This window comes from Chitinophaga vietnamensis (assembly GCF_902167635.1).
GTDB classification, from domain to species: Bacteria; Bacteroidota; Bacteroidia; order Chitinophagales; family Chitinophagaceae; genus Chitinophaga; species Chitinophaga vietnamensis.
In genome coordinates, this window is record NZ_CABHMS010000002.1 from 740,776 (window position 1) to 756,984 (window position 16,209).

Below are 16,209 nucleotides of genomic sequence, written 5' to 3' on the forward strand. Positions count from 1 at the left end.
TTATAAGGATTGAAAGGATTACCAGGATTTTTTTATCAGGATTAATAAGGATTAACGAAGATTAATGGGAAGATCAACGAGGTTCCAGCCCTTGAAGCGCTCAAAGCGCTTCAAGGGCCTCTTCGCTTGAATCATCTTCGCGTTAAATCAGGAAAATCTTTTTTAATCCTGTAAAAAAATCCTGGTAATCCTTTCAATCCTTATAATCCTGAGCCAAACAATATTCGCTCATAATATACTATTCTTAAAAGGATACCGCTCCAGTGTATTCCTTAACTTTTTATCATTAGCAATACCTGCGATAGCCCGCAGGTGTTTTTCGTGATGGAGGTCGGTGCCGGTGAGATCGATCAGGCCTGCAGCTAGTAGCTTGTCGGCGGCTTGCTGGATATGCTTGCCATAGTAGCCGGTGGGGGATAGCAGGTTCATTTGCAGCAATACGCCGCGGTCTTTGATGGTGCGGTAGGCTTCAAAGTCTTTATGATAGTAGGCATAACGTTCAGGATGGGCCAGCACTGGCTGGTAGCCGGCGGCCTGTAATTCAAACAGCCATTGGAAAAATTGTGGAGGTGGTACCATAAAGGATATTTCCACTAACACATAGTTGCCGCTGATGGTGAGCAGCGGTGATTTCATCACCTGCTCGAAGGCTTCATCCATATAATATTCTGCGGCGTAGTGGAAGGGGAGATGTATGCCGGCAGCCACCAATGCCTGGCTAAGCGCGCGGTAGGGAGCTTCCAGGGTGTCGGTGGAGTTGGGATAGCGATCCATCATGATATGCGGCGTGGTGATGATCTTGCTGATGCCCATGGCTTGCAGTTGTGCAATATAGCCGATGGCGGTGTTGGTGTCGGGCACGCCATCATCCACGCCTGGTACCAGGTGCGAATGAATGTCTGTTGCCATAAAAGCAAGTAATGATGCTGGTATTACTGATTCACTTCTTTTCTTTCTGAAAAAAAACATAGCAGGCTTCTCAATAAAAATGAACAAATAATATCGTCCCGCTTTATATCAGAATTAGTGCCACAATTTCTTCCAGGAACTGTTGATCGGTGTGATCAAAATGATTCAGCAGCTCGCTGTCTACATCCAGTATGGCTTTCACTTCGCCGTTGCGTATCAGGGGTACTACGATTTCGGAGCGAGAGAGGCTGCTGCACGCGATGTGACCGGGAAATGCTTCAACATCCGGTACAATGAGCGTGGCGGCTTGTTGCCAGCTGGCGCCGCATACGCCGCGTCCCTTACGGATACGGGTACACGCTACGGGGCCTTGGAAAGGGCCGAGCACCAGTTCCTCGCCCTTGACGAGGTAGAAGCCTGTCCACAGCCAATTGAATTGTTCTTTCAGCGCTGCGGTGATATTGGCCAGGTTGGCCACCAGATCAGGCTCTCCCTCGATCAGTCCTTTGATCTGCGGGATGAGGGAACGGTATTGCGTTGCTTTGTCGCCTTCGATGATTTGTAAGTCTTCTGCCATTTTACAAAAATCCGAAAATTCCTACATCCGAAAATCAGAAAATGAATAATAATTTCCTGATTTTTCAGTTATTATTGTATATTTATTCAGTGACCATTAAAGCATGGAGTAACCATTCAAACGTACAGCCGGTGTGTTTTTACTAGCCCTTTTCTTTCAACTGAAATGACAAACTGCTGATCGCTAACAGTTTTTAAAAAGTATCTTTGCTTTGCTATGAAACATCCTGAAGTCATCCTGGTGAACGAATACGATGAGGAAGTGGGTACAATGGAAAAGATGGAAGCCCATTATAAGGGCATGCTCCATCGGGCATTTTCTGTTTTTATAATCAACGATGCGGGCGATTGGCTGCTGCAACAGCGTGCGCTCGACAAATACCATTCCGGCGGATTATGGACCAATGCCTGCTGCAGTCATCCGCTTCCGGGTGAAACTACTGTCGCAGGCGCTCACCGGCGCTTACACGAAGAGCTGGGTTTTGATTGTCAACTGGAAGAAATCTTTTCTTTTACTTACAAAACCGTATTCAATAATGGCCTCACCGAACACGAATATGATCACGTGTTCCTTGGTGTTTACAACGGAGCAATATTTCCCGATAAGGGAGAAGTTAATGATTACAGATATCTGTCTGCCAACCAGGTTCTGTCGTTAATAGAGCAGGAGCCGGACAGCTTTACCAGCTGGTTCCATCTGGCATTGCCAATGGTTTTGCAACATCTCAAAAGTTCCATGAGCGAAGCAAAAGTGTAACAGGTATTGTCTAATATCAGTTAGCCAGAAAGCACGCCACCGGCGTCCAGTATTGTTATGCCAACGTACTGCCTGCATAATTTTAGCTATATCGTTTTACTGTTAACCGGCTCACAACGGCCACCTTGAGGCTACAGGTCTTCCTATGCCTGTAGCAAACTATCCTAGCGGCCACGCCCAAGGGCGTGATGGGCATCCTGTGCATTTTCTGAAACCCGAATAGTAAACGTAAAACACTGACACATGAACACTATCCAAATCCCCAGGATCAAGTATCCGTTTCCTTCCCGTCTGAACCTCCATGTAAGCGCCGCACAACAACACATCACCGCATGGGTACAGGAGTATGGCCTTATCACTGATGAAAGGGCGCTCGCCCGTTTCGAGAGGGGCCGCTTCGCCTGGCTGGCTGCCCGCGCATTCCCGGATGCGGCACTCGATGAACTATGCCTGATCGCCGACTTCAACACCTGGCTCTTCATCCTCGATGATCAATGTGATGAAGCCCCCACCGGCAAACAAGCAGCCTATCTGCGCAGTATTATGGCCGGCCTGATGGACATCCTCCATCAGAACAAAATCGTGACCCTTGCCAACGGCGGCCCGTTGCCAGCGGCCCTCAGCAGCATCTGGGAACGTATGCGCGCCATCAGCACACCCGCATGGCGGCTCCGTTTCATCAGAAGCATGCAGGACTATTTCGACTCCTGCCTCTGGGAGGCCGACAACCGCGAAGCCCGCATCATCCCGTCTGTAGCCGATTACGTACGCATGCGCCCCTATACCGGCGCACTCTTCGCTGATGTGGAAGCCATCGACATCATCGAAAAGATCTACCTGCCCGACTCTCTCCTTCAACATGCCCTGCTCAAACGCCTCATGCTCGCCTGTAATAATATCGTATGCTGGGCCAATGATATCTTCTCCTGCCAGAAAGAATCTGCACAAGGCGATGTACATAACCTCGTACTTGTATTGCAACACGAGCAACAGCTGTCGCTGCAGGATGCGCTGTTTGAAGCCGCACGTATGCACAACGAAGAAGTAGCCATTTTCGCTGCGCTCGAAAAATTGCTGCCACTCACCAACACCGAACTGGACTATGAAATGCTGAGATATGTTTCCGTACTTCGTTCATGGATCACCGGTAACTACGACTGGAGCGTGCTCGACACCGGCAGATATGGTATGATGGTTAAACAGCCTGCGGCCGTTTAACGGCGAATTACGAATTACGAATTAAGAATTACGGATTTGTGGAGATCATTTGATCTCCGCACAAATCCGTAATTCTTAATTCGTAATTCGTAATTTTTCAATAAATTTAATGTGATTTGTCCCCCACATGTACCGCGCGAAGTGTGTTCCGTTTCTTGATCTTTATCCTGAAATGGTTGATCACCGTCAACAATGGGATAGAGAAGTAGCTCAGGTACTGATATGTAATGTTGTCGGGAAAAAGAAAATAGACCATTGCTATACAGGTGAAACCCGTAGCCATTGTCATGAAACCATATTTATACTTCTGATACAGTAGTTCTTTTTCTGTATGATGACCCGCAATGGTCAGCGCCGGATTTTTCTGGAAGATATAGTAAGATATCCAGAAAAGCCCTGCCAGACAGCCACCCAGGTCAGACAGATAGATGAACAACGGTAAAATGAAATGCGGCGTAACGTGTATAACGCCCGAAGCCGAAAAAGGAAAGGCAACGATAAAGAACAGAAAGAAGAGGTTGCGGTGTATCAACCCTTCATCATAGTGTTGCAGAAAACGACAAATTTGCAGATGGCGTTTCCAGAAGTTGCCAATAAAAAAGAAGCTGGCCGCAAATGTGAAAAATTCAATCATAGTAGGCCGCAGATACGTCATATAATCTTTAATAGGCGTATTGTCCGGGATGTGGGGCAGCTTGATTTCGATGATCAATAAGGTGATAGCAATAGCAAATACCGCATCACTGAAGAGGATTAACCGCTCCAGCTCAAATTCACGGTGTTCAGGTTTAGGTTCCTTGATAACAGACATTGACATAATAGGCGTAATAGCGTTTTAGCAGATAGCAATATACGAACTAATAGGAAAAGCAGAAAGCTGATCATCCACAGCCATTTACAACTTTTTCCTTGATTTGTTGTTAAGTATCTGTCAATCATCATATACTTTCAAAGTAACAAGTATGCGTTGTATCCATTTGCTGTTAAGTATGCTTTCTCTGTCAGGATTCCAGGCTGTTCACGCGCAGGCAGACACAACGCAGCAGGGGCCTTTTGCTTTCAACCTGAACGATTGTATCCAGTACGGCCTCGCCCATCATCATGATGTGGTAAACGCCCATCTCGATACCAGATTTTCGGAAGAACAAGTGAAAGAGGCCACTGGCAAGCTGTTGCCGCATGCCGTGATCACCGGCGGATTTAACGATAACCTGAAACTCGCCACCTCCCTGATCCCCGACATCGCCAGCGGCAACTATGATAAAAAGATCCCCGTGCAGTTTGGTACCCGTTTCTCTTCCAACGTATTGGGACAAGCCAATCAAACCATCTTCAACAGCGATTATTTCCTCGGCCTCAAAGCCGCCAGGGTATATACCGGCCTCGCCGAAAAATCGTATACCCGTACCGCTATCGATACCCGCGTAGCCATTACCAAGGCCTATTACGCCGTGCTCACCAGCCAGGAAAATATCCGCCTGTCGCAAGCCAATCTTGCCCAGCTCAGAAAAACACTGGAAGATACGAAGTCGCGCTACGATGCCGGCGTAGCCGAACGCGTGGATGTAGACCGCATCACCGTCTCCTATAATAATATCCTTACCCAGACAGAAAACCAGATCCGCCTTCTCGTATATACGGTACAGTTACTCAAGTTCCAGATGGGCATGCCGCAGGAAAGCCAGCTTACGCTCCGCGAAACCGTAAAGGACATCCCCCTGGAATCCTTTGTCACAGACACTTCCAACTACCGCGTGGAAGACCGTGTGGAATATGGTATCCAGTCTACCCAGATTGCGCTCAATGAGCTGAACCTCAAAAGCAAGCGCCTGGGCTTCCTGCCATCGCTGAACGGATTCATTAACTACGGCTATAACTATTTCTCCGACAAATTCGGGGACCTTTATAAAACAGGCTTCGGCGCCTCTACACTGGGACTGTCGCTGTCATGGCCCATCTTCAACGGCACCGAAAGGCTGCACCAGATAAGGGAGAACAGGATCACGCTGGAGAAATCAAAGAACGATCTGGACTACCTGGCCCAACAGATCAAGGTGGAAGTGAAGAACGCCAATGTGAACTATCAGAATAACATGGCCCTGTATGCCACCAACAAAAAGAATATGGACCTCACGCAGGGCATATACGAAAGGATCGTGCTGAAGTTCGACCAGGGCGTGGCTACCAGCCTCGATGTGATCTCCGCCGAAAGCCAGCTGTCGCAGGCGCAGAGCGATTACGTCAACGCCATGCTCAACGCCCTGATCAGCAAAACAGATCTCGACAAGGCCACGGGCCGCATCAGATAAGGTTTCTACCGTCATTCTTCATTCGTCAATCGTAATTGATACTTCATATGTATGTGAAAAATTACAAAGGAAATATTGTTCTGGTAGCAGCAGTGATGCTGAGCGCCTGTGGCGGCGGTAAAAAGGACCAGGGGCAGGCAGCGATGATGGCGCACATGAAAGCCACCGTGGTAGCGGTGCCTGTGCAGCCCGCATCCTATACAGTAGCAGAGAAATTCCCGGCCACCCTGCAAGCCAATAACATCGTACAGCTCCGCTCGGATGTTACCGGCTACCTCGAAGCTATCCGTGCGAAAGATGGCAGCAATGTGAGCAAAGGACAGGTGCTGTACGAGATCGATAAAAGCCGCTACAACGCCGCTTATGGACAGGTGGCCGCCACCCTGCAGCAGGCCGAAGCCGACCTCGCCCTGAAGAAACGCGACTATGACCGCTACAAAACCCTGCTCGATCATGACGCGATCTCCAAACAAACGGTAGACCAGGCCTCCACAGCCGTGCAAACATCGGAAGCCAATGTAGCCGCCGCCAGGGCCGCCGTAGCCCGCGCCGGCACCGATGTGAACCACGCCATGATGCGCGCGCCCGTAAGCGGAAAGATCGGCATCGTCCAGATCAGGGTGGGAGATATCGTGAACGCCGGCCAGACGGTGATCAACACCCTCGTGAATGAAAATCCTATGTATGCCGACTTCGACATCCCGCAGGGACGCTTGCAGGAATTTATGAAAACGCAGTCCGACAAAAAATTCTTTGTCCAGTTCATGACCGGCGAACGTTATCCGCAGCCCGGCAAGGTGCTCACCGTTAACAACGCAGTAGATCCGCAAACCGGCACCGTACGCGTACGCCTCGAATTTCCGAATGCCGAAGGCCTGCTCAAATCAGGCATGAGCGCCGTGGTGGTGATGCAATACGCTACGCCCGCCAACCAGCTTGCCATCCCGGCGAAAGCCATCATACAGAACCTTTCCGAAACCAGTGTATATACGCTTTCTCCCGCTAACGTGATCGTGCCGAAATCTATCGTGCCCGGCGCCGTCACCGATACCATGCTGATCGTTAACAGCGGTCTCAATGCAGGCGACAAGGTAGTGGTAGAAGGATTGCAGAAAGTAAGGCCGGGCGACACCGTGAATATTGCCGGCGCGGCACCAGGTAAACCATAAATCCTAAACAGCCTTCACAGCATGATCTCGAAAACATTTATAGAGCGCAAGAATACTACGATCGTTATTGCTATCATCATCGTGATTGTAGGGTTGATCTGTATGTTTAACCTGCCCATCGCGCAGTTGCCAGATATCGCACCGCCTGTAACAGACGTGAGGGCCAACTATGTGGGCGCTAACTCCACCACCGTGGAAGAAACCGTGACCACGCCGATCGAAAACCAGGTGAACGGTACCCCCGGGGCCATGTACATACAATCCGTGAGCGCCAACGATGGCTCCATGAGCATCACCGTTACCTTCAACCTCGGTACCGATCCGGATATCGCCACGCTGGATGTACAAAACCGCGTGAGCCTCGCATTGCCCAGTACCCCGGATGAGGTACGGCGTGTAGGCGTAACCGTTAAGAAGCGTTCCAATGATATGCTCATGGTGCTCGCGCTGAACTCGCCCAAAGGCACGCATACCCGTGAGTTTCTTGATAACTACGTCAATATCTATCTGAAGCCCGAGCTGGCCCGCTTGCCCGGCGTGGGTGATGTGAACGCCTTTTCGCAGGACTATAGTATGCGTATCTGGCTTAATCCCGACAAGATGGCCTCCCTCGGCCTCACCGCGAAAGATGTAGCCGCCGCCATCACCGAACAAAACCAGCAGGTGCCTGCCGGCATCATCGGCGCACCGCCCATGGGCAATTCACAGGCATTTGAATATACGGTAAGCGTAAAAGGCCGCCTCGCCACCTCAGAAGAATTTGGTAACGTGGTAGTGGCCAAAAGCGCCAGCGGCTCGCTTGTCCGGCTGCGGGATATCGCCCGTATCAACCTGGGCTCCTTCACATATGCGATCGAAGCCAAAGCGGATGGTAAAACCGGTAGCGGGATGGCCATCTATCTTGCCCCCGGCGCCAATGCGCTCGATGTGAACGACCGCGTGATCGCCAAGATGACCGAACTTTCCAAATCATTCCCGGAAGATGTGAAATGGCTGGTGCCTTTTGAAACCACCTCTTTCGTAAAGATATCTATCGATGAAGTGATCCAGACCTTCCTGGAAGCGCTTGCACTGGTGGTGATCGTGGTATTCGTATTCCTCCAGAACTGGCGCGCCACGCTCATCCCCATCCTGGTGATCCCCATATCGCTCATTGGTACTTTCATCTTCTTCAAACTCCTGGGCTTCTCCATCAATACCCTCACACTGTTCGGTTTTGTGCTGGCTATCGGTATTGTGGTGGATGATGCCATCGTGGTGGTGGAGGCCGTGCAGCATCATATTGATGCAGACCTGATGTCGCCGCGGGAAGCTACCTTCAAAGCCATGTCGGAAGTGCAGGCGCCGGTAATTGCCATTGCATTGATATTGGCGGCCGTATTTGTGCCGGTGGCTTTCATCCCCGGTGTGAGCGGGCGGCTATACCAGCAGTTTGCGCTCACGATTGCGTTCTCGGTATTGTTGTCGGCCTTCCTGGCCCTGTCGTTCACACCCGCGCTCACGGCCATTTTGCTGCGGCCTGCACATCTCAGCCAGAAATCGCATGGCCTCAACAAAATATTTTTCAAATTCAATGAATGGTTCGGCAGGGTGACCAACCGTTATGCCAACGGCGTGAAACATGCGATCCATCAAACGCCGATCATGCTGGTGGTGCTGGCGATCATCTTCGTGATCGCAGGATACCTGTTCAAGAAAACACCCACCACCTTTGTGCCGCAGGAAGATATGGGCGCGCTCTTCATCGCCGTGGAACTGCCCGATGCGGCTTCATCCGAGCGCACGAAAGCCGTTGTGGAAGAGATCAACCAGATATTGCTGGCCGACAGCGCCGTGAATCACTTCTTCGGTATCTCGGGTATCAACTTCGTGGCCAATGCTACCAAACCCAACTCCGGTACATTCTTCGTGAGCCTCAAACCCTGGGATGTGCGCTATCCGCATGGCGATAATATGGGCGCGGTATTAGGCCGCATACAAGGAAAAGTAAGCCGCATCATAGGCGCTACGATCATTTGTATTCCGTCGCCCACCCTGCGCGGGATGGGTACTTCCGGCGGTTTCTCTTTTATACTGGAGCAAAAGAGCAATCCCGACCTGGCCCAGTTCACACAGGTGATGGGGCAGTTCCTCATGGCCGCCAACCAGCGGCCGGAGATTGCGCGGGCATATGCTTTCTTCAGTACCAATACGCCACAATTCAATGTGGATGTAGACAGAGATAAATGTAAACAGCTGGGCGTGGCCGTGAGCGATGTGTTCAACGCATTGCAAACCTATCTGGGCGGATTGTATGTGAATGATTTCACGCGGTTCAGCCGCAGCTTCCGCGTGGTGATGCAGGCTGATTCGGCCTACCGTACCAGTATCGACAACCTCGCTACTTACTATGTACGCAATAATACCGGTACGATGGTGCCATTGAGCGCGCTGATCACTTCCAGGAAAGGCGCCGGCGCGCCGGTGATCAACCACTTCAACCTGTACCGCTCCGTGGAAATTGACGGGGACGCGAAAATGGGCTACAGTAGCGGTGATGCGATCGAGGCATTGAAAGAGGTGGCCGCTAAAACATTGCCGGCCAACTTCGGTTACGAATGGGCCAACGTATCCTTGCAGGAAATTGAAGCGGGCAACAAGAGCACCATGATCTTCATCTTGTCGATCCTCTTTGTATTCCTCCTGTTAACCGCCTTGTATGAAAGCTGGTCGGTGCCTTTGTCGGTGCTGCTGGCCGTGCCTATCGCGCTGTTCGGCTCCATTGTGGCGCTGTTCCTCAGCAAGCAGGCGAATAGCGTATATTCACAGATCGGTTTGATCACTTTGATCGGGTTGGCCGCGAAGAACGCCATCCTGATCGTAGAGTTCTGTAAAGAGCGTGTAGACAGAGGCATGCCTTTGATGGAAGCCACGCTGGAGGCGGTGAAGCTGCGTTTCAGGCCGATCCTCATGACTTCCTTCGCATTTATTCTGGGGGTGTTGCCTTTGTGCCTGGCGAAAGGCGCCGGCGCCGCCTCCCGTGTTAATATAGGCTTCACCGTAGTAGGCGGTATGCTGGCAGCCACGCTGCTGGCCATCTTCAGCGTACCGGTGCTGTATGTGCTGATCACGAAGATGTCTTATGGCAAGAAAAAGCTGGCCGAACTGGAAGCCCATGGTAATGAAGAAAAGAAACCCAAAGGGTTGGGAGAATAATTTATGAAGAATACAGAACGCTTCAGCAGCCGCGTCGATAACTATGTCAAGTATCGGCCGCATTATCCGGATGCGCTGATACCTTACCTGGAAAAAGAGGCGGGGCTGCTGAAAACAACGATAGTGGCCGATATTGGCGCAGGCACAGGCATCTCCGCATTGCCTTTCCTCCACAACGGTAACCCCGTGATGGCAGTAGAACCCAACGCAGAAATGCGCGAACGCATGATCTCCCTGCTGCAACGTTACCCGCAGTTTACCGCTATAACGGGAACGGCTGAACGAACTACGCTGCCGGATCATAGCGTAGACCTGATCGTAGCTGGTCAGGCCTTTCACTGGTTCGATGCCGCCGCCGCCAAAGCGGAATTTCGCCGCATCGCCAGGCCCGGCGCACATGTAGCGCTCATCTGGAACAAACGAAGCATGAGCACACCCTTTGAAAAAGATTACGAAAAACTGCTGCAACGCTTCGGTACCGACTACAAAGAAGTGAATCATAAAAACGTAGGGGCGTCGCAGTTAGCCAACTTCTTTGCGCCGCATCCATATATACACCATACTTTCCAGAATGCCCAGCTATTCGACTTCACCGGCCTCAAAGGCCGCCTGCTTTCCTCTTCCTATGCGCCAGACGAGCACCATCCGGCCTATACGCCCATGATCAAGGCATTGGAAGATATCTTCGAACAACACCAGGAAAACCGCATGGTGAAATTCCATTACGATACGCAGCTCTACCTCGGCCCCGTAGGCTGAGCGCCAATTTATCTACCGCTGGCTTTAACAAATTATTTCGATCAGGCGGATTATCTTCCCTGTAATAAATCCTTCGCGCTATGTACCAGAAGTTATTGATGGTATTGTGTACAGCAAGCTGTTTGCAGGCCGCTGCGCAAAATATCCCGGTTGTTACGCCCGCTTCGCTGGACAGTACCCGGCAATTGCCCGGCCATCCTGTAAAGCGGCTCAATGCGGCTTATCTCACCTTATGGTATCGTACTGATGTCAAAGACATCGAATGGCTCTACAATGAGATCGTGGTGCCACCCGGTGAAGATCCGCACCATACCTACTATTCCGCGTATTCGGGCGATGGCTTCTATGGCGGCATACAGGTGAACAGTGGTAAAGAAAGGCGCGTGATCTTTTCTGTCTGGGACGATAAATACGGGCACAACAACCGTAATGAAGCGGCAGAAGGAGATCGTGCAACTTTGCTGAAAAACGGGGAGGGAGTGGTCTATAACCGCTTTGGTGGCGAAGGTTCCGGTATGCATACCCACTGGGTGTACGCCTGGAAAGCCGGCGATACCTGCAAGTTCCTGTATCATGCGGTGCCAGACAGCGCAAAAAATCAAACGGTGATCAGTATGTTTTTTTATGTAGATCATCACTGGAAGATGATCGCGAAGATCAGCCGGCCAGGACTGCAGTACCTGCGGGGAATGGGGTCTTTCCTGGAAGATTTCAGCGGGTCAGACCAACACCGCCGTACCGGTTATTTCAATAATCAATGGCTGCGCAGCGCCGGCGGCAAATGGGAGGAGCTGCTCAAAGTCACTACCGACCTGCCTTTCGGCGATAAGAACCGCAGCGTGAAAGACTACGGTTTTGCCTATTCGCCCGACAAAGGTTTTATGATGAGCAGTGGCGGCGGCCGCAGTGATTACTACCTGCCGCCGAACACTAATATCATCCGCGAGGCTACCGGCACACCGCCGCTTAGCGTGATGCCGGTGGAAGAATAATTATTTCAAACTATTGAACAGTATCTCTACCGGATGCAGGGCCTTTACGCCGGTGCCGTCTTTCACCTGGTGGCGGCAACTGGTGCCGGGCGCCGCAATGATCGTGCCTTCGACCGCATTACGCACCGCCGGGAACAATACCAGCTCGCCGATCTGCATGCTGATATCATAATGTTCTTTTTCATAACCGAAAGAACCCGCCATGCCACAGCAGCCGGAAGGGATCAGCTCCACGGTATAATTTTGCGGGAGCGATAATATCTTCTTGCTGTGCAGGGCCGATGACAGCGCCTTTTGCTGGCAATGCCCATGCAGTTTGATATATTGCTTTTCAGTCGTGAATGCCGCCGCTGTAATAGCGCCTTTATCAATTTCGTTCGCCAGGAACTCGTCGATCAGGAACACATTTTTTGCCAGTTGCCGGGCATCGGTTCTTAATCCTTCTCTCACCAGGTCCGGGTACTCATCCCTGAAACTCAATATGGCAGAAGGTTCTACGCCGAGTAGCGGCGTTTCGTCGTTAATAACGGTGCTGAATATACGAACATTTTCCTCTGCCAATTCGCGCGCCTTGCGCAACAATCCTTTGGACATATATGCCCGCGCGCTTTCCGGATGGTCTATCATCTGCACATCGTAACCGAGGCGGTGCAGTAACTGTACCGCTTTGATACCGATGCTGGTATCATTATAATTGGTAAACTCATCGCAGAAGAGATATACTTTTTTGTTGGCCACGCCTTGTTTTTCCTGCGGCCACTTTTCCTTGAACCATTTCCGTAAGGTTGTCTTGTAAAGCCCTGGCAGTGAGCGTTTCGGCGCAAAGCCGGAAAATTTACGGATCAATCCACCGGTGAAGGAGTTATGAATAAGACCATTGTACAGGCCCGGCAGGATTGCGGCTAAGGCCGATAGTCTGGAGTAATTGCCGATCATCCTTGCGCGCATCGGTACGCCGTTGGCATCGTAATAATGTTGCAGGAACTCCATCTTTAGTTTGGCCATATCCACGTTGGACGGGCATTCCGACTTACACCCCTTGCAGGCCAGGCAAAGGTCCAGTACTTCGTAGATCTCCTGGTGGTCAAATTTATTTTCCTTCGTGGAGTTCGTGAGGAACTCGCGCAGGATATTGGCGCGTGCGCGGGTGGTATCTTTTTCGTTTCGGGTGGCCATGTAGCTGGGGCACATGGTGCCGCCGCTGAGTTGCGTTTTGCGGCAGTCGCCCGAACCATTGCATTGCTCCGCATGTTGCAGGAGGGTCTGGTCCGGGAAATGGAAGATGGTATTGAGTTTCGGCGCTGCCTTACCTGGCTCGTAACGCAGCATGCTGTTCATAGACGGCGTATCTACGATCTTGTTAGGATTGAAGATATTATCCGGGTCCCAGGTGTATTTCACCTGTCGTAGCAGTTCGTAATTGCGTTCGCCCACCATCTGTTTGATGAATTCGCCGCGAAGGCGGCCGTCGCCATGTTCGCCGCTCAGCGAGCCATGATATTTTTTTACGAGGGTCGCAATTTCTTCCGCGATGGTGCGGAAAAGTTGGTTGCCTGCTGTTGTTTTCAGGTTGATGATAGGGCGGAGGTGGATCTCGCCACTGCCCGCATGGGCGTAGTGTACGGCGTAGAGATCGTATTTTTTCAGGATATCGTTGAAGTCGCGGATGAAGGCGGGAAGGTCTTCCACGGCCACGGCGGTATCTTCAATCACCGGAACGGCCTTTTCATCACCGGGGAGGTTGCTGAGCAAGCCCAGACCTGCTTTGCGCAGGGCCCATATTTTTTTGGTGTCGTCGCCGAAGAGGAGCGGGAAATGATATCCGAGTCCGGCCGCACGCAGCGTGGCTTCCACGCGACTGGCAATTTCCGTCACTGCTTCGCGGGTGTCGCGGCAGAACTCCACTACGAGGATTGCGCCGGGATCTCCCTGTACAAAGAAACGGTTCTTGCTTTGTTCAATATTATCTTTCGTGCATTCGAGGATGTAATGGTCGATCAGCTCACTGGCGCTGGGTTTGAAGTCCATTACCAGCACATTCGCGCGCAGGGATTCATCGATGTTATTGAAATGGATGCAGAGCAGTCCTGTTTCTTTCGGCGGCAGCGGATCGATGTGTAGTTTGATCTCGGTGATGAAAGCCAGGGTGCCTTCTGATCCGGCGATGAGTTTACAGAAATTGAAATTTTCGGCGCCGGCGGTGAAAGGCGCTGTTTCTAACAAGAGGTCTACGGCGTAGCCGGTGTTGCGGCGCGGGATGCTCTTCTTCGGAAACTCACGGCGGATCTCTTCCTGGTGGCGGTAGTCGCTGAGCGCCGTCCGTATCTGTTTATAGACGCGGGTTTCGAGGGTATCAGGTCCTTCGCATTTGGCGTGGAACGCTTCGGTATCCAGCTCGCCGAAAGTAACTTCTTCACCATTGCTGAGCAGTGCTTTCACTTCCATCAGATGCTCGCGTGTGCTGCCATATACCACCGAGTTAGAGCCGCAGGAATTATTGCCCACCATCCCGCCGATCATGGCGCGGTTGGCTGTGGACGTTTCCGGGCCGAAGTAGAAGCCATGCGGCTTCAGGTACATATTCAGCTCGTCGCGGATTACGCCGGGCTGTACACGTACCCATCCTTCTTCTTTATTTAACTCCAGGATCTTTGTAAAATGACGGGACACATCGGTGATGATGCCATTGCCTACCACCTGTCCGGCGAGCGAAGTGCCGGCGGTGCGGGGGATCAGCGAAGTATGGTGAGTATTGGCAAAAGTGATCAGTGTTTTCAGGTCTTTGATGCCCGCGGGAATGGCCACCGCCAGTGGCATTTCGCGGTATGCCGATGCGTCGGTGGCATAAAGCGTCCGCATGGTATCGTCTGTATAAAGCGTGCCTTCCAGTTGTTGGGCCAATTGCTCTAGCTTGTCGCGCATGATGAATGTACCGGTTTTGAAAGGGCGAAAATAATATTTCAACCGGTCTTTTTCAACCCGGGGTTTACCCGGGTCTACCGGTCTACCGAGCTATCGCCCCTACGGGGCTGATCATAGCGTAGATCATATTTTGATACCCGGGCTTGATCAATACAATTGCTACCGCCCCTACGGGGCGGCATATTGGTAGATGCAATGCGGTCTACCAACATATCGCCCCGTAGGGGCGAAAGCCCGGTAGATAAAACGTAGGTTACGCTATGATCAGCCCCGTAGGCCCGGGCGTGAGCCCGGGTAATATGGCAATAGCATGCCCGGGTAATATATCAATAGCATATTAACAGCATAGATCAAGCCGGTATGCCGCCTGTTTCAAGCATGGATAAAGCCCTGATTAAAATACTCCAAAAAAAGATAAAATAATATTAGCAGTACCTGCTGTTGCGGGAAGAGTAATAAAGATAAATATTCTACTGCATTATTCCGCTACAAACTGCGGCTTTTTTACCGCCACGCCGCACACCTCTTCCAGCTTGTCAGCCACATAGGCCGCCAGATCGGGCGATAGCGCTTCATCATGCATGTGCATGAAAAAATATAGTTCCTGTAAACCTTTGTCCAGCCAGTATTTGATACGGTTGGCCCAATCGTCGATACGTGTATAATCCGTAGGATGCAGGCTGTTGCCAACGAAGCGGATAAACGCTTTTGGCACCGTGAGGTGCATATGCGCGCAATCCCTTCTGCCGGCGGCATCCGTGATCACGGCGCCGATATTATTTTTTTGCAGCTGATCAAAAAATTCCAGGCGGATGGCCTCATCTTCGAACCATTGCGGGTGTCGCACTTCTACAAAGAATTGCAGGTCTTTGGGCAGGGAGGCGATGTATTGATAAAGATTGTTTCTCCGCGACGGAGAGAATTTATCGCTTAACTGAAGAAAGATAGGGCCGAGATGTTTGCCGAATGCCAGCACGCCTTCCAGGAATTCTGTGGTGCGTTCGCCGGCATTGATCAAGGTGCTGTAATGGCTGATCGATTGCGGTACTTTAGGGCAGAAGCGGAAGTCAAGCCCCTTGGCCTTTTCCGCCCAACGCCGGATGGTGTCAGGGCCGTAGATCTGGTAGTGGGTGGCATTCAGTTCAATGCTGTTGAAATGTTTTACATACTCTTGCAGGAACTGCGTTTCCCTGGTGCCTTTGGGATAGATCTTGCCGATCCATTCCTTGCGGCCCCATTTGGCGCATCCGGAGTATAGCAAAGGTTTCTTTGCGCGCTTGCCTTTCAGCACTTGTTTGTTGAACTGCGGCTCTGCGGCGAGTTTGAAGTCTATTTCCGCTAATTGGGAAGAAGGAACACGACCGAAATCCATGAGCTTAGTTTTTACATGACAACCAATATTT

12 protein-coding genes are annotated in these 16,209 nt (G+C 51.2%); 7 read left to right on the forward strand and 5 right to left on the reverse strand.

Translation table 11 applies throughout. From position 1 onward, the window contains the following. Positions 1-228: 228 nt before the first annotated feature. Entirely contained in the window at positions 229-909 is a 681-nt protein-coding gene (locus FPG75_RS07240) for a tyrosine-protein phosphatase (protein WP_143306095.1), read from the reverse strand. Between the two features lie 103 nt (positions 910-1,012). Beyond that, positions 1,013-1,486, reverse strand: a complete 474-nt coding sequence (locus FPG75_RS07245) for a GAF domain-containing protein (protein ID WP_143306096.1) — start codon at positions 1,484-1,486, stop codon at positions 1,013-1,015. A 216-nt stretch (positions 1,487-1,702) separates the two neighbouring features. Between FPG75_RS07245 and idi the strand changes: the two genes are divergently transcribed. Further along, positions 1,703-2,242, forward strand: coding sequence for an isopentenyl-diphosphate Delta-isomerase (gene idi, locus FPG75_RS07250; RefSeq protein ID WP_143306097.1), 540 nt, complete (start codon positions 1,703-1,705; stop codon positions 2,240-2,242). A 243-nt stretch (positions 2,243-2,485) separates the two neighbouring features. Then, positions 2,486-3,460, forward strand: coding sequence for a terpene synthase family protein (locus tag FPG75_RS07255; protein WP_143306098.1), 975 nt, complete (start codon positions 2,486-2,488; stop codon positions 3,458-3,460). A gap of 106 nt (positions 3,461-3,566) precedes the next feature. Here the strand turns inward: FPG75_RS07255 and FPG75_RS07260 are convergent, their stop codons facing one another. Continuing rightward, positions 3,567-4,277 carry a TMEM175 family protein gene (locus FPG75_RS07260; RefSeq protein ID WP_143306099.1) on the reverse strand — a complete coding sequence of 237 codons (711 nt, stop codon included), beginning with the start codon at positions 4,275-4,277 and terminating at the stop codon, positions 3,567-3,569. A 145-nt stretch (positions 4,278-4,422) separates the two neighbouring features. Here FPG75_RS07260 and FPG75_RS07265 point away from each other — a divergent pair, with 145 nt between their 5' ends. The 5 genes from FPG75_RS07265 (at position 4,423) to FPG75_RS07285 (ending at position 11,884) form a co-directional block, all read left to right on the forward strand. Continuing rightward, on the forward strand, positions 4,423-5,769 hold the full coding sequence (locus FPG75_RS07265; RefSeq protein WP_143306100.1) for a TolC family protein: 1,347 nt from the start codon (positions 4,423-4,425) through the stop codon (positions 5,767-5,769). Between the two features lie 47 nt (positions 5,770-5,816). Continuing rightward, complete coding sequence (locus tag FPG75_RS07270; protein WP_143306101.1) at positions 5,817-6,938, forward strand: efflux RND transporter periplasmic adaptor subunit; 1,122 nt, start codon at positions 5,817-5,819, stop codon at positions 6,936-6,938. A gap of 21 nt (positions 6,939-6,959) precedes the next feature. Beyond that, positions 6,960-10,133, forward strand: a complete 3,174-nt coding sequence (locus tag FPG75_RS07275; protein ID WP_143306102.1) for an efflux RND transporter permease subunit — start codon at positions 6,960-6,962, stop codon at positions 10,131-10,133. 3 nt (positions 10,134-10,136) lie between these two features. Next, positions 10,137-10,892 (forward strand): class I SAM-dependent methyltransferase, encoded by a 756-nt coding sequence (locus FPG75_RS07280; RefSeq protein WP_143306103.1) that lies wholly within the window; start codon positions 10,137-10,139, stop codon positions 10,890-10,892. 80 nt (positions 10,893-10,972) lie between these two features. After that, positions 10,973-11,884, forward strand: a complete 912-nt coding sequence (locus FPG75_RS07285) for a DUF3472 domain-containing protein (RefSeq protein WP_143306104.1) — start codon at positions 10,973-10,975, stop codon at positions 11,882-11,884. Here FPG75_RS07285 and FPG75_RS07290 read toward each other — a convergent pair whose 3' ends face one another. Beyond that, positions 11,885-14,806 (reverse strand): FAD-binding and (Fe-S)-binding domain-containing protein, encoded by a 2,922-nt coding sequence (locus FPG75_RS07290; RefSeq protein ID WP_143306105.1) that lies wholly within the window; start codon positions 14,804-14,806, stop codon positions 11,885-11,887. Between the two features lie 478 nt (positions 14,807-15,284). Then, positions 15,285-16,178: a DUF72 domain-containing protein gene (locus FPG75_RS07295; RefSeq protein ID WP_143306106.1), complete on the reverse strand. Its 894-nt coding sequence runs from the start codon at positions 16,176-16,178 to the stop codon at positions 15,285-15,287. Positions 16,179-16,209 lie beyond the last annotated feature (31 nt).